General features: G+C 67.7%; 26 protein-coding genes. 9 read left to right on the top strand and 17 right to left on the bottom strand.

Going from position 1 to position 23,701, the window contains the following annotated elements; all coding sequences use genetic code 11:
* Positions 1-41 precede the first annotated feature (41 nt).
* The 11 genes from ACQHI0_RS34610 to ACQHI0_RS34560 form a co-directional block, all read right to left on the bottom strand.
* Positions 42-1,613, bottom strand: coding sequence for a Na+/H+ antiporter (locus tag ACQHI0_RS34610; protein ID WP_427905866.1), 1,572 nt, complete (start codon positions 1,611-1,613; stop codon positions 42-44).
* Positions 1,614-1,690: 77 nt separating this feature from the next.
* A complete protein-coding gene (locus ACQHI0_RS34605) occupies positions 1,691-2,335 on the bottom strand; it encodes a hypothetical protein (RefSeq protein WP_427905865.1) in 645 nt (214 codons plus the stop codon).
* A gap of 130 nt (positions 2,336-2,465) precedes the next feature.
* Positions 2,466-3,419, bottom strand: a complete 954-nt coding sequence (locus ACQHI0_RS34600) for an MlaD family protein (RefSeq protein WP_427905864.1) — start codon at positions 3,417-3,419, stop codon at positions 2,466-2,468.
* Positions 3,416-4,468, bottom strand: a complete 1,053-nt coding sequence (locus ACQHI0_RS34595; RefSeq protein WP_427905863.1) for an MlaD family protein — start codon at positions 4,466-4,468, stop codon at positions 3,416-3,418. The genes ACQHI0_RS34600 and ACQHI0_RS34595 overlap by 4 nt, the downstream gene beginning before the upstream one ends.
* On the bottom strand, positions 4,465-5,562 hold the full coding sequence (locus tag ACQHI0_RS34590) for an MlaD family protein (protein ID WP_427905862.1): 1,098 nt from the start codon (positions 5,560-5,562) through the stop codon (positions 4,465-4,467). Before ACQHI0_RS34590 ends, ACQHI0_RS34595 begins: the two co-directional genes overlap by 4 nt.
* The gene (locus ACQHI0_RS34585; RefSeq protein ID WP_427905861.1) at positions 5,562-6,581 is read right to left on the bottom strand and encodes an MlaD family protein; all 1,020 of its coding nucleotides are present in this window, start codon (positions 6,579-6,581) and stop codon (positions 5,562-5,564) included. The genes ACQHI0_RS34590 and ACQHI0_RS34585 overlap by 1 nt, the downstream gene beginning before the upstream one ends.
* Positions 6,569-7,573 carry an MlaD family protein gene (locus ACQHI0_RS34580; protein WP_427905860.1) on the bottom strand — a complete coding sequence of 335 codons (1,005 nt, stop codon included), beginning with the start codon at positions 7,571-7,573 and terminating at the stop codon, positions 6,569-6,571. The genes ACQHI0_RS34585 and ACQHI0_RS34580 overlap by 13 nt, the downstream gene beginning before the upstream one ends.
* Positions 7,570-8,604, bottom strand: a complete 1,035-nt coding sequence (locus ACQHI0_RS34575) for an MlaD family protein (RefSeq protein ID WP_427905859.1) — start codon at positions 8,602-8,604, stop codon at positions 7,570-7,572. The genes ACQHI0_RS34580 and ACQHI0_RS34575 overlap by 4 nt, the downstream gene beginning before the upstream one ends.
* A 5-nt stretch (positions 8,605-8,609) precedes the next feature.
* Positions 8,610-9,476: an ABC transporter permease gene (locus tag ACQHI0_RS34570; RefSeq protein WP_266296068.1), complete on the bottom strand. Its 867-nt coding sequence runs from the start codon at positions 9,474-9,476 to the stop codon at positions 8,610-8,612.
* On the bottom strand, positions 9,476-10,321 hold the full coding sequence (locus ACQHI0_RS34565; protein ID WP_266296070.1) for an ABC transporter permease: 846 nt from the start codon (positions 10,319-10,321) through the stop codon (positions 9,476-9,478). Before ACQHI0_RS34565 ends, ACQHI0_RS34570 begins: the two co-directional genes overlap by 1 nt.
* A 198-nt stretch (positions 10,322-10,519) precedes the next feature.
* Positions 10,520-11,611: a calcium:proton antiporter gene (locus ACQHI0_RS34560; RefSeq protein ID WP_427905858.1), complete on the bottom strand. Its 1,092-nt coding sequence runs from the start codon at positions 11,609-11,611 to the stop codon at positions 10,520-10,522.
* A gap of 104 nt (positions 11,612-11,715) precedes the next feature.
* On the opposite strand from ACQHI0_RS34560, the gene ACQHI0_RS34555 reads away from it, so the two are divergent.
* The 4 genes from ACQHI0_RS34555 to ACQHI0_RS34540 all read left to right on the top strand — a co-directional run bounded on the left by ACQHI0_RS34555 (position 11,716) and on the right by ACQHI0_RS34540 (position 14,352).
* Positions 11,716-12,366 carry a phosphate signaling complex PhoU family protein gene (locus ACQHI0_RS34555; protein ID WP_427905857.1) on the top strand — a complete coding sequence of 217 codons (651 nt, stop codon included), beginning with the start codon at positions 11,716-11,718 and terminating at the stop codon, positions 12,364-12,366.
* A 198-nt stretch (positions 12,367-12,564) separates the two neighbouring features.
* Positions 12,565-13,350: an HNH endonuclease family protein gene (locus ACQHI0_RS34550; RefSeq protein ID WP_427905856.1), complete on the top strand. Its 786-nt coding sequence runs from the start codon at positions 12,565-12,567 to the stop codon at positions 13,348-13,350.
* Between the two features lie 35 nt (positions 13,351-13,385).
* A complete protein-coding gene (locus tag ACQHI0_RS34545; RefSeq protein ID WP_378996643.1) occupies positions 13,386-13,610 on the top strand; it encodes a hypothetical protein in 225 nt (74 codons plus the stop codon).
* A 25-nt stretch (positions 13,611-13,635) separates the two neighbouring features.
* Positions 13,636-14,352 carry a phosphatase PAP2 family protein gene (locus ACQHI0_RS34540; RefSeq protein ID WP_427905855.1) on the top strand — a complete coding sequence of 239 codons (717 nt, stop codon included), beginning with the start codon at positions 13,636-13,638 and terminating at the stop codon, positions 14,350-14,352.
* A 55-nt stretch (positions 14,353-14,407) separates the two neighbouring features.
* Here ACQHI0_RS34540 and ACQHI0_RS34535 read toward each other — a convergent pair whose 3' ends face one another.
* The 4 genes from ACQHI0_RS34535 to ACQHI0_RS34520 all read right to left on the bottom strand — a co-directional run bounded on the left by ACQHI0_RS34535 (position 14,408) and on the right by ACQHI0_RS34520 (position 19,171).
* On the bottom strand, positions 14,408-15,619 hold the full coding sequence (locus ACQHI0_RS34535) for an FAD-dependent oxidoreductase (RefSeq protein ID WP_427905854.1): 1,212 nt from the start codon (positions 15,617-15,619) through the stop codon (positions 14,408-14,410).
* Between the two features lie 146 nt (positions 15,620-15,765).
* Positions 15,766-16,401, bottom strand: a complete 636-nt coding sequence (locus tag ACQHI0_RS34530) for a PadR family transcriptional regulator (RefSeq protein ID WP_427905853.1) — start codon at positions 16,399-16,401, stop codon at positions 15,766-15,768.
* A gap of 53 nt (positions 16,402-16,454) precedes the next feature.
* Positions 16,455-18,485 carry a DHA2 family efflux MFS transporter permease subunit gene (locus ACQHI0_RS34525; RefSeq protein ID WP_427905852.1) on the bottom strand — a complete coding sequence of 677 codons (2,031 nt, stop codon included), beginning with the start codon at positions 18,483-18,485 and terminating at the stop codon, positions 16,455-16,457.
* Between the two features lie 56 nt (positions 18,486-18,541).
* A complete protein-coding gene (locus ACQHI0_RS34520) occupies positions 18,542-19,171 on the bottom strand; it encodes a TetR/AcrR family transcriptional regulator (RefSeq protein WP_427905851.1) in 630 nt (209 codons plus the stop codon).
* A 107-nt stretch (positions 19,172-19,278) separates the two neighbouring features.
* On the opposite strand from ACQHI0_RS34520, the gene ACQHI0_RS34515 reads away from it, so the two are divergent.
* From ACQHI0_RS34515 to ACQHI0_RS34505, 3 genes are all read left to right on the top strand, one after another.
* Entirely contained in the window at positions 19,279-19,566 is a 288-nt protein-coding gene (locus ACQHI0_RS34515) for a hypothetical protein (protein WP_427905850.1), read from the top strand.
* 73 nt (positions 19,567-19,639) lie between these two features.
* Positions 19,640-20,551: a sigma-70 family RNA polymerase sigma factor gene (locus ACQHI0_RS34510; protein ID WP_427905849.1), complete on the top strand. Its 912-nt coding sequence runs from the start codon at positions 19,640-19,642 to the stop codon at positions 20,549-20,551.
* 37 nt (positions 20,552-20,588) lie between these two features.
* Entirely contained in the window at positions 20,589-21,464 is an 876-nt protein-coding gene (locus ACQHI0_RS34505) for an oxidoreductase (protein ID WP_427905848.1), read from the top strand.
* 6 nt (positions 21,465-21,470) lie between these two features.
* On the opposite strand, the gene ACQHI0_RS34500 is transcribed toward ACQHI0_RS34505, so the two are convergent.
* A complete protein-coding gene (locus ACQHI0_RS34500; protein WP_427905847.1) occupies positions 21,471-21,842 on the bottom strand; it encodes a zinc-binding dehydrogenase in 372 nt (123 codons plus the stop codon).
* 298 nt (positions 21,843-22,140) lie between these two features.
* Between ACQHI0_RS34500 and ACQHI0_RS34495 the strand changes: the two genes are divergently transcribed.
* Together ACQHI0_RS34495 and ACQHI0_RS34490 are read left to right on the top strand one after the other, a co-directional pair.
* Entirely contained in the window at positions 22,141-22,569 is a 429-nt protein-coding gene (locus ACQHI0_RS34495; protein ID WP_427905846.1) for a transcriptional regulator, read from the top strand.
* Entirely contained in the window at positions 22,566-22,943 is a 378-nt protein-coding gene (locus tag ACQHI0_RS34490) for a DUF3817 domain-containing protein (RefSeq protein ID WP_427905845.1), read from the top strand. Before ACQHI0_RS34495 ends, ACQHI0_RS34490 begins: the two co-directional genes overlap by 4 nt.
* Positions 22,944-23,094: 151 nt before the next feature.
* On the opposite strand, the gene rdgB is transcribed toward ACQHI0_RS34490, so the two are convergent.
* Entirely contained in the window at positions 23,095-23,700 is a 606-nt protein-coding gene (gene rdgB / locus ACQHI0_RS34485; RefSeq protein ID WP_427905844.1) for an RdgB/HAM1 family non-canonical purine NTP pyrophosphatase, read from the bottom strand.
* Position 23,701: the final 1 nt, after the last annotated feature.

Raw genomic sequence — 23,701 nt, 5'->3', positions numbered from 1 at the left:
CGTATGCGCCGACCGAAAAACCTCGAACGCAGCCGTGAAACTCAGTGCGTCGGGCCGAGGTCGAGGCGGCGGGTGACTCGGTCGACAACTTCCGGGGGCATGCCGGGTTCGCGGCGCGCGGCTTGGGCTTCGCGGCGGCCCGCTTCGGTGACGGCGGCGCGGACCGCGCGCATCTGCGCGGCGAGTTCGCGTTCCCTGTCGAGGGTGGCCTTCGCGTCGGCGCCCGCCGCTTCGGGGTCGGCCTTGGCGGACAGGCGGCGCAGCACCGCCTTGAGATCCTCGTAGATGTCTTCGGGGAGGTTGTCGCGCGCGGCGATCGCTTTGAGTTCGGCGAGTTCGGCATTCACGACCCTGGTCCACAGTGCTTGTTCGACGGCGCGTTCCTGGCGGGTGTCGGCGTGTACCCCGGTGAGGCGGACCACCAGCGGCAGTGTCGGGCCCTGCACGAGCAGGGTGAACAGCACGACCGCGAACGCGATGAACAGGATTTCCGCGCGGGCCGGGAAGTCGGCGCCGGTGTCGAGGGTCAACGGCACGGCCAGTGCCAGTGCCACGGTGGCCACCCCGCGCATGCCGGCCCACCAGGTGACGATCACCTCGCGCCAGGTGAACGGTTCGTCGGTGTAGGGCAGTTTGCTGCTGATCGCCCAGGTGGCCATCAGCCAGACCAGGCGCAATCCGACGACCACCCCGATCACCGCGGCGCTGACCCCCGCCAGCGAGGGCCAGTTGTGTCCGGTGGTCTCGATGACCACGCGCAATTCGAGGCCGATCAGGGCGAACGCGAAACCGGTGATGAGCATTTCGGCGATGTCCCAGACCGAGTCGGCGACCACGCGATACCCCCGGTCGCCGATCTCGGTCACCGCGTCGGTGAGATACAGCGCGCAGACCAGTACGGCGAGAACGGCCGAGCCCTCCCAGTGTTCGGCGATGCCGTAGGCGGCGAAGGGCAGCAGCAGACTCAGGCCGACCTGGGTGGTGGGCGTGTCGAGGTATTTGGTGAGCTTGCTGCCGAGCCATCCGAGCACCAAGCCGACCCCGAGGCCGACGACCGCGGCGATCGCGAAGTCGCCGAGCGCGTGCCATGGACTGAACAGGCCCGTCATGACCACCTGGATGCCGACGGTGTAGATCACGATCGCGGTGACGTCGTTGAACAGGCCTTCGCCGCCCAGGGTGACGATCAGTCGGCGTGGCAGGCCGAGGCGGCCCGCCATCGAGGTGGCCGCCACCGGGTCGGGCGGCGCAACCAGGGCGCCGAGCACCACGGCAGCGGCGACGGCGGTAGCCGGGTTCCAGGCGTGGAACACCGCCGCGACCGCGATCGCGGTGACGATCACCAGGCCGACCGCGCGCAACGCGATGATCTGCCAGCTCTCCGCGAACTGCCGCCACGAGGTGCGGCGAGCGGCGGCGTAGAGCAGTGGGGGCAGGACCAGCGGCAGGATCAGCTCGGGCGGGATGTTCAGGCTCGGCACCGCCGGGATCAGGGCGAGCAGGCAGCCGAACAGCGTCATCAAGATCGACGGCGCGAGGCCGATGCGGGCGCCGAGTGGTTCGGCGAGCACGGCTGCGAGCAGGATCACCAGAGTCAGTACCAACTGGTCCATAACTGACCAGTCTCACCGACATCGACGACCGACGAGGATCGACCCGCCGCCGGTCACGGCCTCGGATGACGGCCCGATCAGGGGCGGACGGCGGCGGCAGGCGGGAGCAGGATCGGCGGGAGGGGGAAGGGGAGTTGCAGGACAGGAGGTGGGGGCGGGGGTGGCGGGGGCGCCGGGGCCGGTTCGGGTTCGAAGACCGGGGGCGGTTCGGGTGGGGGCGGCGGCTCGTAAGCCGGGGGCTCGTAGACCGGTGGCGGCGGTGGCGGCGGGGGCTCGAAGGCGGGCGGCGGCGCGGGCGCGTCGACGGGCGCTGGTTCGGGAGCGGGTTCGGGGCCGGGGGGCGGCGGGGGTGGCGGCGCCGGGCCAGGGGGCAGGGCGTCGGGGGTGGTTACCGTGCATTGCCATTTGCCGTCGTCGTGGACACGCCAGTGGGCGGTGATACCGCCTGCCGAACAGTTCCCGCCGATCCGCCTGGCCGGCCACGGTGGCGCGAAGTTCGCGGCCTGTTGCTCGGCGGCCTCCTGATCGGAGCCGGCGACCGGGAGACCGTTGCTGTCGGCTCCCATCGGGTTCACCGACGGCTTGTCGTCACCCTGGTCGGCGCGCAGCACCAACCCGATCGCGACCACCAGCGCGAGCAAGGCGGCGAGTACCGCCGCGATCGCGACCGTCCGAGTACTGCTGCCGGCCCGCGTTTGGGGACCCTCGCTGCTCTCTGCCATCGCACCGCCTTCGCCGCGGATCAGGTCTCCCCCGTCCAGCACGCTACCGCACGGTTGCTCGCAGACCACCCCGCTCGGCGGAACAACCACTGGCCAGGGCAGATACCTACATCCGATGGTTGCCAGATGTTTACTTGATCGCGACCCGCACCTTCACCGCATCGGCGTCGGTGTTGTGCAACGCCTGCGCAATCAGCGTGCTCAGATCGAGCTGCGGAGCGGCGGCGGTCGCCGATTCGGTGAGCGGGCGCAGCCCGGGCAGCAGTGCCGAGAGCTCGGGGCCGAGCTCGTTCAGCTTGGCGGTGAGCTGCTCGAGCAACGGCACCAGACCACCGTCGCGCACATACATCTGTGGATCGCCCTCGGTGGCCCGGCCGACCGATTCGACGAACTGATCGATCACCTGACTCAACCGGATGAAGGCCGGCGCGGCGGACGAGGTGGCGGGCCCGGCCCAGCCGATATCACCGGAGACGTACTCGAAGTTGTTCTGCAGCTCCCCGATCGCCGGCGCGCGACTCATGAGCGCCGCGGCGAGCAGGTCGCCGGCCCTGGCCAGCTCGGGGATCACGTTCTCGGTGCCGACCATCGCCGTGCCGAGCGTGTCGACCAGGGTGCCGACCACCGCGGGATCGAGCTGCTCGACGGTCTTGGTGACCAGCCGCGCGACCTCGGGGATCGACATCGGGGTGCGCACGTTCTCACCGGACAGTCGCTGCCCGTCGGCGAGATAGGGACCGCCCGCGTCGCGCGGCACGAACTGCACGTACGGCTCACCCAGCGAGGACAGGTGTTCGATGGTGACGACGCTGCTCATCGGCACCTTGTGATCGGCGGCGAACCGGAACCCGACCTGCACGCGGCCGCTCGCCGAGGTGTCGACGCCGGTGACCTCGCCGATCTCGATGCCGGTGAGCAGGATCGGCGAACCGACGCTGAGGCCACCGGAATTCGCGATCTCGAGCGAAGCCGAGGTGAAGTCGGCGAACGGGTCGACGCGCACCACGCCGAAAGTCAGGTAGCTCGCGCCGAGCACGGTGATGGCGGCGATGCCGCCGAGGGAGGCCAGTGCACCGATCTTCATCGCACCATTCCGATCATCCGCAGCGCGGTGACGATCTGCGCTACCTGGTCTTCTTCGGACACTTCGACGCCGGTGACGTTCACCTTCGGACCGTTCTCGACGAAGGGAATGATCTTGTCGCGCAACAGGGCGGTGAGCAGCGCCATATTGGTCGAGGAGCGCAGGTCCGCCGAACCGCCGGTGGCCAGCGGCAGGAACGCGGTCGCGGCGGCGTCGCCGGAACTCGCGATCGGGGCCAGCCAGGTGAGCGAGGAACCGACCGGGCCGAGCGCGTCGAAGATCTTCATCGTCTTGGCGATCGAGTCCTGGGTGCCCGTCAGCGAGGCCACGGCTTCGGGGGTGAGGATGCTGGTCAGCGCTTCCTCGGTGTCGTCGTGCAGGATCGCCGCATTGCGGCTCAATCCGTTGACCAGCAGGTCGACCTGGTCGAGATTGGCGGCCAGGTCGGCGGCGTCGGCGCCCATCACCGCGGAGATCCGCGCGGTTTCCCTCGGATCCTGTGGCATCACCGAGTTGATCCGGCCGAGCATCTCCTGCAGCTGACCGATCGCCCCGCCCTGCACGAACAGGGCCATGGTGGCCATCGTGTCTTCCAGTTGCACAGGCGGTTTCGTGCGTTCGATCGGGATCGTGCCGCCGTCGCGCAGCAGGTCGCCGAAGCCGTCCTTCGGGGTGGTGAGCGAGAGGTGGATGTCGCCGAGGATGGTGTCCTGGCGCAGTTCGGCGATGGACTTCGTGGGCAACTGCACGGTGTCGAGGATGTCGGCCTCGACGATGACGTAACCGCCGCGGCCCGCGGGCGCGTCGGCGGGCTGGACCACCCGCACACCGTCGACGATGCCGATCTCGGCGCCGTTGGCGATCACCTTCGACTTCGCGGGCAGGTTAAGCGCGCTGCTGAACTCGATCTGCACGCGGTAGGTCGACCCGTTGACGGTGGAGCCGGGCACCGGTACCTCGGCGGGGTCGAAACCACAGCCGCCGACCGCGAGACCGGCCGCGACCACGAGGGCGATCAGACTGTGCCGCAACATCTTTCGCGTGTTCATCGAGCACCTGCCATTCCCAGCACAACCTGCACGAGATTCACATCGGCCAGTCCCTGCGCCGGGTCGGCGCACTGCCCAGGGAGCACCGCGTTCACCGCGGTGCACACCTGGTCGGCGTCGCCGCTCGGCAACGCGACCTTCGGCGGCGCGTAGGTGATGGCGGTGCCGCCCTCTGGATTCGTCGCGGTGTGGAAGGCCGAGGCGAGCGCGGGCATCTTCGCCACGATCTCGCTCAGCGATCCGACGTTGGCGCGCAACAACTTCACCAGCGGGACCACGTCGTCGAGCGCACCGATCAATGGGTCACCGAGGATGACGGCGACATCGTTGAGCATCGGCAGCAACTCGCCGAGACCGTCGAACAGCGAGGTGGCCGGGCCGAGCAGGTCGTCGGAGGCCATATTGAGCAGCGGGGCCAGCCGGACCAGCATCGTCTGCAGGTCACCCCAATTGGCGGCGACCCGGTTCGATACCGAGGCGAAGGCGTCGAAAAGGCTGGCGAGATGGCCGATGTCGGCGTCGGGCTTGTTCATCGCCGAGCCGAGCTTGTGGATGAGTTCGTTGACTGTCGGGCCGGTGCCCTCGGTCGCGCGGTTCAGCGACGACAGGCCGTCCGACAGCGCACTCGGCTGACCCGCGGTACCGCCGGAGAGCTCGTCGGACAGGCTCGCCAGCGCCGTGAGCGTTTCGGTGATGCTCTTGGGGGTCAGCGTTTTGGTGATGCAGCCGCCCGCCAGCGGCGGCGCGGTCTTGCCGGTGGTGAGCACGGCCAAATTGCGGTCTGCGGCAACGGAATACGCGACCGTGGTCGCGGAAGCATCGGAGTAGACCGGGAATTCGGCGTCGACCGCGAACTCGACGCGGACCTTGGCGCCCTCGTTACGCACCGCGGTCACCTCGCCGACGTCCATGCCGCGCATGGTGACGTGGTTGCCCGGGTAGAGGCCGATCGCGTCGGGCATGAGCGCGCAATAGGATTCGGTCTTCTTCAGCGGATCGAAGGCGATGAAGTAACCGCCGGTCACCAGCGCCACGAGCACCGCGACACCGGCGATCGACATGAACGCCTGTGATCCGAGTAGTCGTTTCAGCATCAGCACGCCTTCCCGGGCAGCGGTACGCACACGCGGGCGCTCGACTCGTCGACGACCACACCGGCTTCGGGGGTCGCCAGCTGCGACAGCTTGGTCTGCAGCGCACCGACGGTGCCGATGACGGGCTCGAGCTGGCCGCTGAGCTCCCCCAGCCGCGGCAGCGCGTCGGCTAGCGCCTGCACCTGCGGTTTCAGGGTGGAGTCCCAGGTCGGGGCGAGTCCCGCGAGACGATTCACCACCGAGGTGAGCAGGCGAACCGCTTCGGCCATTTCGGCCTTCTTGCTCAGCAGCAGGTCTTCGAGCATGTTGACGTTGTCCATCAGCCTGCCCAGGTCCGCCTTGGCGCCGTCGTACATGAGGATGTACTCGTCGACGACCGCGATCGACTTCGACACCTGCGCACGCTGCCGATCGAGCATCTCGACGTACTTGCCGACGGTGTCGAGCGTGGTGCGCAGCGACTCCGGCGAGGTCGCGATCGCGGAGTTCGCGGCGGCCAGGTTGTTGCGCACGGTGTCGCCGTCGACGGCGGCCAGCGGGGCGGTCGCGTCCTGGAAGGTCTCGATCAGGCTGTAGGGCAAGCGAATTCGGTCCGTGGGAATCGCCTTCTCGCCCAGCGGCTTCGACCCTGCCGGGTAGAGCGCCACGTAGTGACCGCCGACCACGGTGAGCATGCGGACGTCCAGGGACGTCTGATCACCCACGAAGACATCGTTTTTCACGGTGAATCGCATGATCACCTTGTCGGGCTTCAGCTCGAGCGAGGTGACGCTGCCGACCGAGATCCCGGCCAGGCGCACGTCGTCACCCTCGCGCACCGACTGCGCTTCGCTGAGTTCGGCGGTATAGGTGTCCTTGCCCAGCGGGACCACGTAGACCACGCCGGCGGCGATGATGAACAGCACGACCAGGCTCAGGCCGATGATGCCCATGCGCAGTTCCCGTGCGCGTTTGCCCGCCTCATCGGGGATCGGGCGGTCACCGGCGAACATCCCGGTGAGCATTTTCAGCGGTTGCATACGGTGACCTTCTGTCCGGCGATCAGCACCTGCAGCGGCGCGGGCACCTCGGCGGCGCCGTTGCTGCAGTGCGGTGTGAAGTCGGCGAAACCGCGTGCGAGCGAGGCGTCGACCGTGGCCAGCAGACCGGGGAGCTTGCCGAACACCTCGACGGCTTCCTGTGGATTCGGGAACAGCGCGCGGATCATCGCGTCGACATCGGCGCCGCCACCCTCGACCAGGCCGAGCGAGGCGAGCAGCCGGTCCACCGGCGCCAGCACCGAGGGCGCGGTCATCGCGAACTGCGCGACGCCGCCGATATTGCGCTGCATCGCCTCGAAGATGTCGGTGAGCCGGGCCAGCAGCGGCACCAGGTGCCCGACCTTGCCGCCGTGGCGCTCGGACAGCCCGGACAGGTTGTGGATCAGCGTGCTGATCACCTGCTGGCGGTCATCGGCATAGCTCGCGAGCTGGTCGATCGCGGTGAGCGCGGGGCCCAGACCTGTGCCGTCGCCCTCGATCACGGCGAGCATGCTCGCGGTGAACTGGTTGATCGCTTCCGGCGACAGCGTGGCGAGCACCGGCTTGAGGCCGCTGAACAGGCTCGTCACATCGAAGGACGGGACCGTCATGTTCGCGCCGATCCGCGCGCCCGCCGCGATGGTCTTGCCCGGGTTCGGTGCCTGCTGCAGGTCGATATAGCGCTGGCCGGTGAGGTTCTGGTAGCGGATGGCCAGCTTGGAGTTGTCGTAGATCGGGGTGTCGGTCTTGACCGTGATCGCGACCTTGGCCTTGTCGCCTTCGAGGCTGATCTTCTCGATCTTGCCCACCTGCACGCCGAACATCCGCACGTCGTTGCCGACCTTGAGACCGTTGGCGTCGGTGAACATCGCGTCGTGGGCGACGGTGTCGCCGTCGACCGGGCGTTTGATCAGGGTGAACACCATGCTGAGGATGGCGATCATCACCAGGCTGAAGACGCCCAGGCGCAGTGCGGTTGCGCGAATCTTCATCGCCCACCGGCCTTTCCGAACAGCGGCACCGCGATACCGGGAACCCCCCTGAGCTCGACGTCGAGATTGAGGACAGGACCGTTGGGGCCATCGGGCATGGCGCCGCGCAGGTTCTGCAGCAGCGCGGTGAGGTCGGCACCGGTCTGGCGCGGGTTCGGTGACATCTGCGCCAGCGCGAGCAGCATCGGCGCGAGCATGTCGGTGGTCTCGGCCAAGTGCCCGCCCGCGGTGGTCACGGTGGTGGTCAGGGCGGGCAGGATGGAGCCGCCGATCACCCCGACGCCGATGTCATAGCGCTCCTTGTCGACCTGGGTCACCCTGATGTCGCTGAGCTGGTCGATCACCTTCATGGTGGCGCTCGCGAACTCGCCGCCGCCGTCGAAGGCGGGGCCGAGCTTGCCGAACAGCTCCGAAGGCAGCACGTCCTGGTTGTCGGCGAGGGTCTTGGAGACCGTGATCAGCGCCTGGACCAGCGGGGTGAAGGCCTTGAAGTCCGCGGCCAGCTGGGAGATGACGGTCGCCATCTGCGGGCTGGTCACGGTCATGCCGACCTGCGAGAGGCTGCGCAGGATCGCGCTCATCGTCGCGTCGTAGACCCGGTCGCCGTTCGCACCGGTGAGGTCGAGGACCGCGCCCTCGCGCAGCGGCGAACCGCCTGCGCCACGGCGCAATTCGATCTCGGCGATGCCGAACAGGTTGGTCGGGGCGTAGTCGATCGCGAGGCTGTCGTCGATGCCGACCAGTCGCCGCGAGTCGAGCAGCAGCGCGATCTGCTGGGTGCCGCGCTCGCCGGGGGTCACCTCGGCGACCTCGCCGACCGTCACGCCGTCGACGCGGACCTGGCTACCCGCGCTGATGCCGTCACCGAGATGCTCGGTGTGCAGGGCGATGCGCAGTCCGTCTTCGCCGCGCAGATTCGCGTAGGTGACGTAGGCGAGTGCGATGGCCGCGATCACCGACAGGATGATCACGCCGGTCAGCCGCGACGTGCGCCGATCAGCCGCGACGCCGGGCATTCCATAGTTAGGCATCTAGTTCACCCCGTAAAACTGATCGCCGAATTGAAGCCCCAGAGCATGATCGTGAGCACCATGTCGATGGCGATGATGGCTACCGAGCTGGCGCGCACCGCGCGACCGGAGGCGATGCCGACTCCCTCGGGACCACCGGTGGCGAAGAACCCGAAGTAGGCGTGCACCAGGATCACCACCGTGCCGAACACGGCCACCTTGATCACCGCGGCGATCATGTCGAAGCCGGAGATGAACTGGAAGAAGTAGTGGTCGTAGACACCGGCCGACTGCCCGTAGACCATCGTGAGCAACCCTCGGCAGGCGCCGTACGCCAGGATCAGCGCGATCAGGAAGGTCGGCACGATGGCGATGGCGCCGGCGATCACCCTGGTGGTGACGACGTAGGGCACCGAACGCAGGCCGAGCGCCTCGATCGCGTCGATCTCCTCGGAGATGCGCATCGCGCCGATCTCGGCGGTGATCCGGCACCCCGCCTGCGCGGCGAAGCCGATGGCCGCCGCGATCGGGGCCAGCTCACGGGTGGTCGCGTAGGCCGAGATCACGCCGGTGACCGGGCCCATGCCGAGCATGTCGAGCGAGGCGAACGATTCGACGCCCACCGAGGCGCCCATGACAAGACCGAGCACGATCATCATCGGGACGGTGCCGCCGCCGACGATCACCGACCCGCGACCCCAGGTCATATCGGTGACCGCGCGCAGCGTCTCGTCCCGGTAGCGGCGCAGCGTCAGCGGCACCGAGGACAGCACCTGCCAGACGAACACCGCGACGAAGCCGAGCGATTCACCGGCGGTGACGATGCGTTTGCCGACCCGAGCGGGCTTGCGCAGCCAGTGCAGTGAGGTGGGGATATACGAGGAGGCAGCCATCACGCCAACTTCGTCGGCAGGAACATGGCACTGATCTGGCTTGCGAGGAGGTTCACGATCGCGATCGAGACGACCGAGAGCACCACCGCCGCGTTCACCGCGTCGGCTACCCCGCGCGGTCCGCCCTTGGCCTCCAGGCCGCGCTGGCAGGAGATGATCACGACCAGGAACCCGAAGATCAGCGCTTTGAGCAGCGAGACCCACACGTCACCGGCGGTTGCGAACGAACCGAATGTCGACCAGTAGCTACCCGGCGTCACGCCCTGGCCGCCGACGGCGACCGCGTAACCGGCCAGCACGCCGACGAAGATGATCAGCACATTGAGCATCGGGGCGACGATCAGCATGGCGACCAGGCGCGGGATGACGAGCCGGTGCACCGGGTTGATGCCCATGGTGTTGAGCGCGTCGATCTCCTCGCGGATGGTGCGCGCGCCGAGGTCGGCCGCGATCGCCGCCGCACCGGCGCCACCGAGCAGGAAGCCGGTGGCGATCGGCGCGCCCTGCTTGATCACACCGAGGCCGCCGGTCGCGCCGAGCATGGAGTCGGCGCCGAGGCTGTGGATCAGGTTGCCGACCTGGACCGAGACGATCACACCGAACGGGATGGCCATCAGGATCGCGGGAATGGCGGTGACCGTGATCAGGCGCCAGGCCTGCACGAGGGTCTCGCGCCACTGGAACTGCCTGCGGGCGATGTCGGAGAACGAGCCGCCCACCGATTGCTGTGCGAGATCGACCGCACGCCCGAAGGTCCGCAGCGACGACACGACGGTGTCGGTGAAGTTCTTGCGGACGATCTGGGTAGCGGAATCCGGCTTCGCGGAGTGCAGATCGGTAGACATCAGGAATGCCTCCGGGCCGCTCGTGAAGCACGGGGCTTGGTGATTTTCATACCGCACTCTCTGGCTTCGGCGTCGGTGCCAACTCCAGCAAGCTAACCGGTACTCTGCGTCACAACAAAATTTCCAGTGGGTGACCCTCGTCGCTTTTCCGCGGTTTCCATGACAGATCTACCTGCCATGTGATCCGCAACACCTCAGCTACGGACTTGCGGCCAGGAACACAAAAGCCGCGAACAACGCCAGGTGGACGCCACTGTGCAGCAGGGTCGCGCGGCCGGGAACGATCGTCAACGTGCCGACCACGACGGTCAGCGCGAGCAGCACCATCTGCGTCGCACCGAGACCGAGCACCAGCGGACCGCTGAGCCAGATGGTCGCGATCGCGATCACCGGAATGGTCAGGCCGATGCTGGCCATCGCCGAACCGAGCGCCAGGTTCAAACCGATCTGCACCTGGTTGCGGCGCGCCGAGTTCACCGCCGCGATGGTCTCGGGCAGCAGCACCAGCATCGCGATCACCACACCCACCGCCGACGGCGGCAATCCGGCCGAGGCAATCGCCGACTCGAGCGCAGGCGAGACCACCTTGGCCAGGCCGACCACGCAGACCAGGGCCAGCACCAGCATGCCGAGACTGATCAGCGCGGCCCGGTTGGACGGCGCGTGACCGGGGGTGTCGCTGTCGTCGACCGCGCCGCCGTCCTCCACCGGGAGGAAGTCGTCGGGGTGACGCACCGTCTGGACCATCACGAACAGCCCGTAGAGCGCCAGCGAGGCAACGGCGGCGAAGGCGAGCTGCGCCGGCGAGAATTCAGGACCGTGCGCGCTGGTGGTGAAGGTCGGCAGCACCAGACTCAGGGTGGCCAGGGTCGCGACGGTGGCCAGCGCCGCACCGGTGCCTTCCGCGTTGAACACCGCCACTCGCCTGCGCAGCGCGCCGACGAGCAGGACCAATCCGAAGATGCCGTTGCAGGTGATCATCACCGCGGCGAATACAGTGTCGCGCGCCAGTGAGGCAGCCTTGTCGCCACCGGAGATCATCATCGTGACGATCAACGCCACCTCGATCACGGTGACCGCCACCGCGAGCACCAGCGAACCGTAGGGTTCGCCGACCCGATGGGCCACCACCTCGGCGTGATAGACCGCGGCCAGCACGGCACCGACGAGGGCGATACTCACCAGCGCGACGATCAATCCCGGTACCGAACGACCCCAGCTGAGCACGAGCACGAGCGCGGCGAGGATGGGCACGTACATGGTCCATTTAGTCGTCAACGCGGCAATCATGACCCCCATCTTTCCAGCTACGACCGGGCACACCCGGATCCGTCGCCGGACGGATCTCGGCGATGGATTCACTCGCACCCCCTCGATGGGGAACAATTCAGCGCGTGCGGACCCAGTTCACCCTCGAGCTCGTCGCTTTGGCCAACGATCTCACCCTGATGTCGCGCGTCGCCCATGACGCGACCGAGCGGGTCACCCAGGCGCTGGCCGGCGCCGACCTCGCCGCCACCTACGAGGTGTTCGCGCTCGACGAGCAGTTACAGCTGATGTTCGCGGCCTGCGAATCGCGCACCATGGCACTGCTCGCGTTGCAGGCACCGGTCGCGCGCGACCTGCGTCATGTGGTGACCGCGATTCAGGTCGCCGGTGAACTGTCGCGGATCGGCCGGCGCACGGAAACCGCTGGGCAGTACGTCTATCGGGCCCATCCGGCGGTCGTCGCGCCCACGCCGGTGATCGCCGAACTCGTGTCGATGGGCACCCTGGCCGCCGAGTGTGTGGCGCGGGTGAGCGCGGCGGTGGCGACCGGACGATTCGTCTCCGACGACGGCACCGACATCGAAGCGATGGAGACGCTGTGCAAGCAATTGCGCACCGCGCTCACCGAGGCCGACGTGAGCACCGAGGCCGCGATCGATATGGCGTTGCTCGGCAGTCAGTTCCAGCGTTGCGTCGACCACGCCGCGCGCATCGCACGGCTGATCCGCTTCCTCGACACCGGGATTCCGCCGGAATCGGGATCGCTGCCCGATTGACCGATTGTGATTTCAGTCACTGCGCGTTTGCGCGGCGACATCGCTGGTCATCTCCGTCGATAGATGAACGCTATTGAGCCGCAACCAGTTAGAACTGTGCTGTGCGGAACCTCATAGCGGACAATCACTGACGACTCCCGGTGCGGCCGTTAGGTTGTGCCGGTTCATTTTTCGACGGAGCATCTGGGTGGTACGGGCATGAAGTGGTCTTCGATCAGCGGTTCTCCCCTTGGCCGAGCCCTGCTCGCGCTCGCCGCCGCGGTGTGTCTGGCCGTGGTGGTCACCATCGCGAACTCGTTGCTGGACAAGGTGAGTCCGACCGCGCCGGGGCCGGGTTCGGCGGGCGCGGCGACGGTGTCCGGCAAGGAAGTCGGTGATCTGGTCGCCACGCTCGTCGTCGCCAAGGAAGGCCCGATGACGGGCTACACCCGCGAGAAGTTCCCGCACTGGGACACCAACAAGCCCGAGCACGGCTTCACCGGCGACCTGGCCCAGTACGCGAAATGCACCAGCCGCGAGGTGATGATGCTGCGCGACGCCAACGGCAAGGTCACCCTCGACGCCAAGACCTGCGACCTGAAAGTGGCGGCCGGCGGCGGCTGGCAGGACCACTACGGCTTCATCGACAAGAAGACCGGACAGCTCGGCCCGTACAAATTCATCACCGACCCGTCCAAGGTCGACGCCGAACACATTGTGGCCCTTGCCGAAGCGTGGCGATCCGGCGCCGCCGACCGCGACGAGGACACCCGCCGCCGCATCGCCAACGACTCGATGAACCTGGTCGCCGCCGACCCGTCGGCCAACCGTTCCAAGGGCGATCAGGATCCCGCGAACTACTTGCCGCCCGGCAACTTCCGGTGTGCCTATGTGGAGCACTACGTCAAGGTGAAGGTAAAATACGCACTGACCGTTGATACCGCCGAGCACACCGCGTTGCGCACCGCAGTCGATGACTGCCTACGCCGAGGAGAGTTCAAATAAGCGAGCCCATCGAGATCACCGCCGAGTGCGCCGTCATGACCGAAGAGGAAGGGACGGTGTCCGGGGAGCTCGATGTCATGCTCGACGACGCGGGCAAGGGCCTTGTCCGCTATCGCGGCACCGATACCTGGTACACGATCGGCAATATCGAGTGCGAGCCGCCGCGCACCTGGGACTGCGTCGCCGATCTGGTGAAGGCGATCAAGAAGGACGCGGGCACCCGCGACGTCGCGGGGAACACGGTCGTCTTCGAGGCCTGAGGCGCGAGCTGGCAATCTGGTAGCTATGCCGACTGCCTATCGACAACCCTCGCCTCCTGTTCTCGCCTGGTCCTCGTTCTGCCGTCGGACCCCGGTCGTGGTGGCGCTGATCGCGACCGCGGCGGTGCTGATCACCGCCCTCACCTGGGAGGTCACCAGCGGCGTCACCACGATGGATACCCGCGTGCTCGATTGGATGATCGCGCATCGCGGCGAAGCGCTCACCGACATCGCCACGGTGATCACCGACCTGGGCGCCACGCTGTCGATGACGATTCTCGCGGTGGTCACCGTCGGCTGGTTCGTGTTGCGGCGCAATCTGCCGGTGGCCGCCCTGGTCGCGATCACGTCGCTGGGAGCGGGTGTGCTGGTGTGGGTGATCAAACGGCTCGTCGGGCGCCACCGCCCACCCGAGGCGTCGCGGCTGGTCTTCGAGCCGAGTCTGTCCTATCCGTCAGGGCACACGCTCGGATCGACGGTGGTTGTCGGGATCGTGGCGATCGTCCTGATCCCGCAGCTCGCCCGGCAGTGGGTCCGGGTGGCCGCGACCGTGCTTGCGGTCGCGTTTCCGATCGCCGTCGGGCTGTCGCGGATCTACCTCGGCGTGCACTGGACCACCGATGTGCTCGCGGGCTGGATCATCGGGCTCATGTGGCTGGTGCTGTGCGTGACGGTCTTCACTCGGGTGTGGTGCGCTCGCCCCGCCGCGATCACCGCTTCGGATGGTCACCGGCGGCCGTAGGTTTGCCACGCCGGGTGGCTCCCGGTCGCTGACCCGCGACCGAGAGCCGCCCGGGTCAGCTTGCGGTACCGACCGATTCGTCCTGCACCGGGGCATCCCAGTCGATGCGGTAGCGGCGTTCGGCACCCATGGTCTTCTCCGGGCTCATCACCGTCTTGACCATGAGCGGCATCATCGCGTTCATGACCTTGCGGGCGACCGGTCCCGGCGTCTTGCTGTGGTTGATCCTCGCCGCGCGGGCGGCGATGCCCTCCACACGCGCCCGGCGCAGCCGCTCGTAAGTGGCGAAAGCCTGGGTGGGCGAGGCGATATCGCGCAGGCAGCGCGCCAGCTGCACGGCACTCTCGATCGCCAGCGACGCGCCCTGTCCTGAGCTGTTCGACGGTGCGTGCACCGAATCACCCACCAGCACCAGGCGATCGCGATACCAGTGTGGTACCGGCGGCATGATGTGCAGCGCGCCGACGATCTCGAGATTCGCGGCCGTGGTGCGACGGGCGAATTCGGCGCCGGGAGAATCCGGGGCATAGGTCTCGCGCAGTACTTTCAGCCAGTGCTCCGCCGGGACGGCACGCGCTTCGGTGAGCGAAAGATATTGCTTGCTCGGCAGATTCGCGCCCCACATCGCGCGCCCGTCGGCGAGTTTCCAGTACAGGTAGTAGGCCTTCGCACCGAACGCGAACACCATCGTGTCGTCGGGCAGGTCGAGGTCGCAGTCGACCATGGCACCGAAACCGAGCATGCCGGTGTAGCCGGGTCCCGGCGCGGCCGGATCGATCGAACGTCGGACGGTGGAACGGATTCCGTCGGCGCCGACGAGGACATCGGCGGTGGCGGTGGAGCCGTCGGTGAAGTGCGCGGTGACGCCGTCGGAATGCTCGTCGACCCGCGTCAGCCGCTTGTCGTAGCTGAACGGCACGCCCGCGGCGACCGCGTGATCGTGCAGAACGCGGTGCAGTTCGCCGCGGTCGACCGCCTGCAGCGGCGGCTGATCGGCCAGCACCGGCATGACGTGTTCGCGACCGCCGACGCGCAGCCGCATCTGCGCGACCGGCAGCGCGATCTCGCGGACCGCGTCACCGGCGCCGATGATGTCGAGCGCGGCGATGCCGTTGGGCGCGAGCGCGAGCCCGGAGCCGATGCCCTCGGATGGACCGGAATAGGCCTCGTAGACGTGGGCGTCGATGCCTGCCTTGCGCAGGGCGGTGGCGGCGACGGGTCCGGCGATGCCGCCGCCGATGATCAATGCGGAACGGGTGGTGGACATGGGTGATCTCCAGATCTGATGTCGACGGCACCCAGCTATCCTGTGGTAGCCAGCCTCGTGGCCGGGTGCGCCTGGTTTCGGGACGGTTTCTCGGGTCCGGTGGGGTGTTGCCGCACGCCACCGGGTCCGGGGTCTTCGGCGCTGAGCTAGTTGTCCCCCCTCTCACCGAGTGCGGGAATCTGTTCGGCGAGCATGCCGTCGACATGCCACTGCCGCCAGGACTCGAGTCCTTCGAAGGTGCCCGCGGCGAGTTCGTCACGCAGGGACCGCGCCCATCGAGCCTCGGCTTCCAGCATCGCCAGGCCGTATTCGGTTTCGACAAGGAACAGCCGGGGCAAGACCAGTGCGGCCAGTTCCGCCCTCGTCGTCGCGATGGTCCGCTCCAGCGCCGCGACGCGCACGCCGAGCAACTCGATCACCTCGTCCGGCGGCAACACCGCCAGAATCGACAGGCCCGCGGTGAAGCGGTGGTGTTCGGGCTCGGGTGCGGCGAGCAGTTCGCGGGTCCAGTCCGCCATCTCGGCGCGGCCCGCGTCGGTGATCCGGTAGATCACCCGCTCGGGGCGCGCACCGTCACGTTCACTGCCGATGATCTCGAGGAAGCCGGCCTTCTCCATGTTCTGCACGACGGTGTAGAGCGAGCCCCACTTGATGTCCATGTCGCGGTCTTTGCCGTGGGCGCGCAGGGTGGCGGCGATCTCGTAGCGGTGCATCGGGCGTTGCACGATCACCGAGAGGACGGCGAGCGCCAGCAGATTGTTCACTGCGCGCTTGGTAGCCATGACTACCTCCTTACTCGTCTACGAATATACGTCTACGAGTAATCGGCGGCAAGTCAGACTTTCGATACCTCACCGCTATCAGCGCCCTGATCCAGCAGTTTGGCCGCGATCTTCGACAGCGCCTCGTCAAGCAGTGCGCGATCGGCCGGGTCCTCGGAATTCCAGTCGTCGAGGCGGTCGCCGAGCCAGCGGCGCCAGCCGACCCGCAGCTTGTCGACCTCGGCATTACCGGCCTCGGTCAGCGCGAGCGTGCCGCCGTCGCCCCGCAGCAGGCCCGCGTCGGCAGCCTGACGGAAGACCGGCGAGAGCACCTCCACGGGCAGCCGGTGCCGGTAGGCGATGGCGTACACGGTGGCGGGTACGCCCTCCTTGCCATAGAGGTACACCTGCCCCAGCGCCCACGCCTTGTCCGGCGTGAGCGTGCTGCCCGAGGCCGCGATGAGTTCGGGGATGAGCGGCTTCTCCGCCCTGGCCTTGCGCACCGTCGTGGCGACCGCCCGTTCCAGCTGCACCACCCGGTCATCCGAATCGGGCACCGAGAAGCCCTCGCCGACATCGGCCGCGCCGTGGCGGGCACTGTCACGCAGGCGCACCTGCGGCAGTAACCAGGCGACGACGAAACCGGCCAGCGCCACCGGAACGACCCAGCGGAACACGTGGTCGATCGAATTCGCGTAGGCGTCGATGATCGGTGCCGACTGTTCGAGCGGAAGTTCGCGCAGCAGCTTCGGATTCGCCACCACCTCGGGCGAGACGCCGGGCACCTGCTGCAACGCGCCTGCCAGCGCGGGCTTGCTCTCGTTGTTGTACAGCGTCCCGAAGACCGCGGTGCCGAACGCACTGCCGAGGGTGCGGAAGAAGGTGACACCCGAGGTGGCGGTGCCCAGATCGGCGTAGGGCACGGTGTTCTGCACGACGATCGTGAGCACCTGCATCGAAAGGCCGAGCCCGGCACCCAGGATCAGCATGTACAGCGATTCCAGCCAGATACTGGTGCTGCGGCCCATCGTCGACATCAGGGCGAGGCCGATCGCCATCACCGCCATGCCGACGATCGGGAAGTACCGGTACTGCCCGGTCTTGCCGACGACCTGCCCGGAGAAGATCGAGGTGATGAACAGGCCGACCACCAGCGGCAGGGTTCGCACGCCGGAGATCGTGGCCGTCGCGCCGTCGACATACTGCAGATAGGCGGGCAGGTAGGTCATCGAACCGAGCATCGCGAAACCGACGATGAAACTGAGCACCGACGACACCGTGAACACCCGGCTGCCGAACAACCGCATGGGCAGCATCGGCGCCTTGGCCCGGTTCTCGACCAGCACGAACCCGGTGATCAGCACCGCGGCGAGCACGAAAAGACCGATGATCTGCCAAGAGCCCCACGGGTATTCGTTGCCGCCGAACTCGAGCCCGAGGATCAGCGACGAGACACCGAGCGCGATCAGGCCGATGCCGAGGTAGTCGATCACCGGCCGGGTGACCGCGCGCAGCCGCGGCAGCGTCCGCGCCGCCATCACCACCATGATGATCGCGATCGGCACATTCACGTAGAAGCACCAGCGCCAGCTCGCGTGGTCGGTGAACAGGCCGCCGAGGGTGGGCCCGACAACAGTGGTCACGCCGAACACCGCGCCGAGCGCGCCCTGGTATTTGCCGCGTTCGCGCAGCGGAATGGTGTCGGCGATCAAGGCCATCGAGGTGACCATCAACCCGCCCGCGCCGACACCCTGGATCCCGCGCGCCACGATCAGCATGACCATGCCGCCCGCGACACCGGCCAGCGCCGAGCCCGCGATGAAGATGATGCCGCTGATCTGGAACAGCAGTTTGCGGCCGAACAGGTCACCGAGTTTGCCCGCGAGCACGGTCGCGACGGCCTCGGCGAGCAGATACGCGGTCACCACCCAGGCCATGTGCCCCGCGCTGCCGAGATCGGCCACGATCGAGGGCAGTGCCGCCGACACGATGGTCTGGTCGAGTGCGGCCATGAGCATGCCGAGCACCACGGTCGCGAAGACAATGTTGATCTTCGCCTTGCTCATCGGCTCGACGGGCTTGTCCACAGCAACACCATCCGGCATTGGCCCAGTATGGGCTTTCCGGTCAGTGACCCGGCCCCAGTGACACGGCAGCAATCTCAGCGCACGGCGTAGGTGCCCAGTCCCCGCTCGAGTGCGTCGAAGGCGATCTCGGCATCGCGGAGTACCGCGGCGGCGATCTCGTCGTTGGATTCACCGTCGAGAGTGCGGCGGGTGACCTCGTCGAACAACACCCGCTGAACGCCGGCGAGTTGGGCAGCGGCGACGCGCGCGCTGATATCGCCCGGCTCGGCGCCCGTCTCCGCGGCGAGTGTTGTCGCCAACGCCGCCTGGCGGTCGTCGTGGAACTCGCGCACGCGCGCAGTCAGCGCGGGGCTGTCGGCGATCATTCGCGCGAACGGCTCTCCGCTGAAGCCGATGAGTTGGCTGTGCGCCGCTACCCCCGTCAGGTAGGCGTGGCGCAGCGCGGCGAGCGCCGATTGACCCGGTGCACGTTCCCGCACGACCGCGGCGAGCTGGTCGATGTAGATCTCCCCCAAGTCGAGGGCGAGGTCTTCCTTCCGGGGGAAGTAGTTGGTGACGGTCATCTTGGCGACATCAGCGGCTGCCGCCACCTCGGCGATGGTCACCCGGTCGAATCCCCGCGCCAGGAACAGCTCGGTCGCCCGGTCGGAGATCTGCTCCCTGGTCTGCTGCTTCTTTCTGGCTCGAAGCCCCTGTTGCGTCATGGCATCAGCATATCTGAACTCGACCCAAAATTGTTCTTGACATATTTTTAGGTTGGTTCTAAGTTTGTGTTCGTCGCCGCGAGCGACACGATCGAAGGAGACAGCGCATGCCGCACGGAACCGATATCGCCGCCCAGCCCCTCAGCACCCGTTCCACCCATGAAGGAGCAGCCGATATGGCCCGATTCACGACCATGCGAAGCACACTCGACGACGCGGTCCGCGACATGATGAGCACGCCGGAACCCCGCCCCCTGCCCGGCCGGTCCCGCGCCGCGCGCCGCACCGAAGCGCCTTTCCCGGCGCAACGGCGACGTGGAGCCGGCTCGGCTATTCGCGGTGCGCAGACCCGGTCGACGGCCGTGCGCCGCCCGATCCGAATTCCCGGCAAGTAGTCACCCCGACCGGTGGGGCGCGCCCTCGCCCCACCGGCCCACACATCTGGCCGCACATCGAACGGGAGTTCTCTTGACCGTCACCGCCGTCCCCATTCGCGACTACCTGACCGCCATCGGCCGCACTCCCCTACTGACCGCCGAACAGGAATACGCCCTCGGCGCGCGGATCGCCGCCGGCGCCGCGGCGCGTGCCGAGATCGACTCGGCCGGTCCCGGACTCACCGATACCCAACGAGAACTGTTGCGCCGCACCGAACTCGACGGCCTGCGCGCGAAAGATCAGATGGTGCGGGCGAATCTGCGCCTGGTCGTCTCCATCGCGCGCCGCTTTCCGACCAACACGGGGATGTCGCTGCTCGATCTGATCCAGGAGGGCACGCTCGGATTGATGCGGGCGGTGGAGAAGTTCGACCACGAGCGCGGGCTCAAGCTCTCCACGTACGCGACGTACTGGATCCGGCAGTCGATCGGTCGCGCGCTCACCGATCAGGGGCGCACGATCCGGCTGCCCTCGAACGTGGCCGATGTCCTGCACCGGGTGATCCGGGTGCGGCGCGAACTGGCCCATCAGCTCGGGCGCACGGCCACCATCGAGGAACTGGCCGCCGGTGCCGACCTCACCGTCGCCCAGGTCGAGGCGGTGCTGCGGCACGAAGCCGAGCCGGTATCACTGCACGCGCCCATCGGCGAGGACACCGACCTGGGCTCGCTGCTGCCCGACACCGCGCCCGCACCGGCCGACGTGGTCGCCGATCAGATGCTCGGCGGATACGTCGAGGAGGCGCTGAAAGTTCTCACCGAACGCGAGTCCGCCGTCATCCGACTGCGTTTCGGCCTCGATCGCGGCGAGGGACGCACACTGGAGGAGGTGGGTTCGGCGCTCGGCTTCTCCCGCGAACGGGCACGTCAGATCGAGGCGAAAGCCATGACCAAACTGCGCAAACCCGCCTGCGCCCGTACGCTGACCGGATTGCTGGGCTGAGCTTCCCTCCTATCTTACTCCGGAGTAAGATAGGCGCATGGCATGGAAACCAACTGACATCGCGGACCAGTCCGGGCGCACGTTCGTGATCACCGGGGCCAACGGCGGCCTCGGTGCCGAAACCACCAAGGTGCTGGCAGGCAAAGGCGCCACGGTGATCATGGCCTGCCGCAACGCGAGCAAGGCGCAGCCGATCGCCGACGCCATCCCCGGCGATGTGCGGGTCGCCGCGCTCGATCTGGCCGACCTGGCCTCCGTGCGCGAATTCGCCGATCAGCAGGGCGAATTCGATGTGCTGATCAACAACGCGGGCCTGATGAACATCCCGTTCTCGCGCACCGCCGACGGGTTCGAGACGCAGTTCGGCGTCAACCACCTCGGCCATTTCGCGCTCACCGGGCTGCTGCTCGACCGCGTCCGTGACCGGGTGGTGTCGATCGCCAGCATCGCTCACAAGCAGACGCCGAAGCTGTGGATCGACGATCTCAACTACGAGAACCGTCGCTACCAGCGCAATCTCGCCTATGCCCAGGCCAAGCTCGCCAATCTGATGTTCGGCCGCGAACTGCAGCGCAGGCTCACCGAGGCCGGGTCGGCGAAGAAGTCCTATGCCGTGCACCCCGGAGTCTCGGCGACGGATCTGTTCGCCCGCACCGAGACTCCCCTCGACAAGGTCAGCAAGCCGTTCATCAAGCTCATCGGCCACCCGCCGCACAAGGCCGCCCACTCCACCCTCTTCGCGGCCACCGAGCCGGATGCCGACCCCACCGTGTACTGGGGCCCCAACCGGCTGATGCAGTCGCAGGGACCGGTCGAGGCGTGCCCGTCGAGCAAGATCTCGCGCGATCCGGAGCTGCTCCGTCGGCTGTGGGAGGAATCCGAGCGGATGACCGGGATCAGCTACAAGCTCTGACAATCCTCACTCCGCGACCGAGAGCACGATCTTGCCGCGGGTGCGCTGATTGTCGATGATCTCGTGGGCCTTGCTCACCAGCTCCAGCGGCAGCACCGTCTCCACGTGGGGTCGTAGCGCACCCGCTTCGACCAGGTCGGCGACCGCGCGCATGCCCGCGGCGTCGGCCTCGACGATCATGAACCCGGCACGAAGGCCGAGCGGACGGGCCACCTCCACCAGGGCGGCTTCGGCCGGGGAGGCCAGCGAGACGATGATGCCGCCGGGGCGAAGGGTTCGCAGCGAGCGCGGGCCGTATTCGCCGACCAGCCCGCCCGTGCCGCGGTGCCAGGAATCGGTCGGGTTCACCCCGGCCGCATGCACGCGGATCAGCACCATCCGATCCCCGAACCCAGCACCGCCACGACCGCCGCCACCCGCGCCTGGGCGATGACCCACTTGCGTCCGGGTGTGGGCTGGTCGACAGAATTCCCGAGTCGGCGCTGACCAACACCATCGACCGGCGATGGTGTGTCGCATCGATCGCGGGGCATGAGCACATGCCCGCGAGCACTGAGCGCGGCGACAAAGACCGGCGCGCCACCCGGACTATCGTGCTGTGACGTCTGACTCCGCGGTTCACTCCGGCCGCGACCTGCTCCTACGTGCTCTGTAGTAGGCAGGTACCGTGGAGCTCGTGTCCGTTCCACCTCCTCGCCCGGCGCACAATCGACCGGCTCTGATCGCGCTGGTCTGTGTCGCCGCTCTGGGCTGTCTGGCGTTGGCCTGGTGGCAGTGGGAGCGGTTCGATTCGGCGACGGGGACCGGGCAGAATCTCGGGTACGCGCTGCAGTGGCCCTTGTTCGCCGGGTTCGCGGTGTTCGCCTATGTGCGGTTCGTGCGGCTGGAACGCGAGGCCGAGGAGCCCGCGCGGTCGCGTCCGGGTAAGGCCGAGGAGCCGCGCGAGATCCCCGCTGGCATCCTGCCCGAACGGCCGAAGGCCGCCCCGTCCGACGACCCGGAAACGGCCGCCTACAACCAGTACCTGGCGCAACTGCACGCCAACGACATCGATGCGCAGGTCCGCACCGCCGGCTTGCACTCCGCCGAGAGGAATGCCGGGTGACCGACAACAACACCACCGCACCATCGCTGGACACTGAAACCGCCGCCCCCGCGGGCAGCGCGCCCACCGCGAAGATCGCCCCGGCCCTGCAGCGCTACCGCGTCCTCGCCTGGGTCACCGGCCTGTGGCTGCTGCTGCTCACCATCGAGATGATCGCCAAATACGGCTTCGGTGTCGACACCCCCAGCTGGATCGCGGTCGTGCACGGCTGGGTGTACTTCGCCTATCTGCTGGTCACCGCCGACCTCGCGGTGAAGGTCCGCTGGCCCATCGGCCGCACCGTCGGCACCCTCATCGCAGGCACCATCCCGCTGCTGTCCTTCTTCGTCGAACACCGCAACGCCAAGGACGTGAAGCAGCAGTACAACCTCTGACTTCCACGAAAAGCGCCGCCGCCCGGTAAATCCGGAGCGGCGGCGCTGTCGTTGCACGGTCAACTACCTGGACGAGCGATCACCAGGCCCGCGCGCGAGCAACGACCGAGCGCGATTCCGTACCAGCGCCTGTTGATCTCGGTTCGAGACCTCAGGCCAGGGCGGACAGAGCGGGGATGAGCTGGGTGAGGGCGCGGCCTCGGTGCGAGACCGCGTCCTTTTCGGCGGGGGTGAGTTCGGCGGCGCTGCCTGCCTCGCCATCGGGGAGGAACAGCGGGTCATAGCCGAAACCGCCGTCGCCGTGGGTTTTCCGGGCGATGGTGCCCGGCCATTCACCGCGCACCACCGTGGTCGTGCCGTCGGGCAGTACCAGCGCGCAGGTGGAGACGAAGCGGCCGCCGCGACGGTCGTCGGGGACGTCGCCGAGTTGGGCCAGCAGCAGGGTGTTGTTCGCGGCATCGTCACCGTGGGTGCCGGCCCAACGGGCCGACAGCACACCGGGCATACCGTTGAGCGCGTCCACCTCGATGCCGGAATCGTCTGCCACACAAGGTAATCCGGTTGCGACGGCGCCGTCGCGCGCTTTCGCGATCGCGTTCTCCTCGAAGGTGGCGCCGGTCTCGGGCGCCTCTTCGTAGGGCGGCACCTCGTTCAGGCTCACCAGTTCGACTCCGGCCACCCCGGCTTCGTCGAGGATCCGGCGAAGTTCCTTCAGTTTCTTGGCATTTCGGCTGGCCACCAGCACGCGAACAGTCATG

It is taken from the genome of Nocardia sp. FBN12 (assembly GCF_050320175.1).
GTDB lineage: Bacteria > Actinomycetota > Actinomycetes > Mycobacteriales > Mycobacteriaceae > Nocardia.
This window is presented reverse-complemented; position numbering and strand designations above follow the sequence as displayed.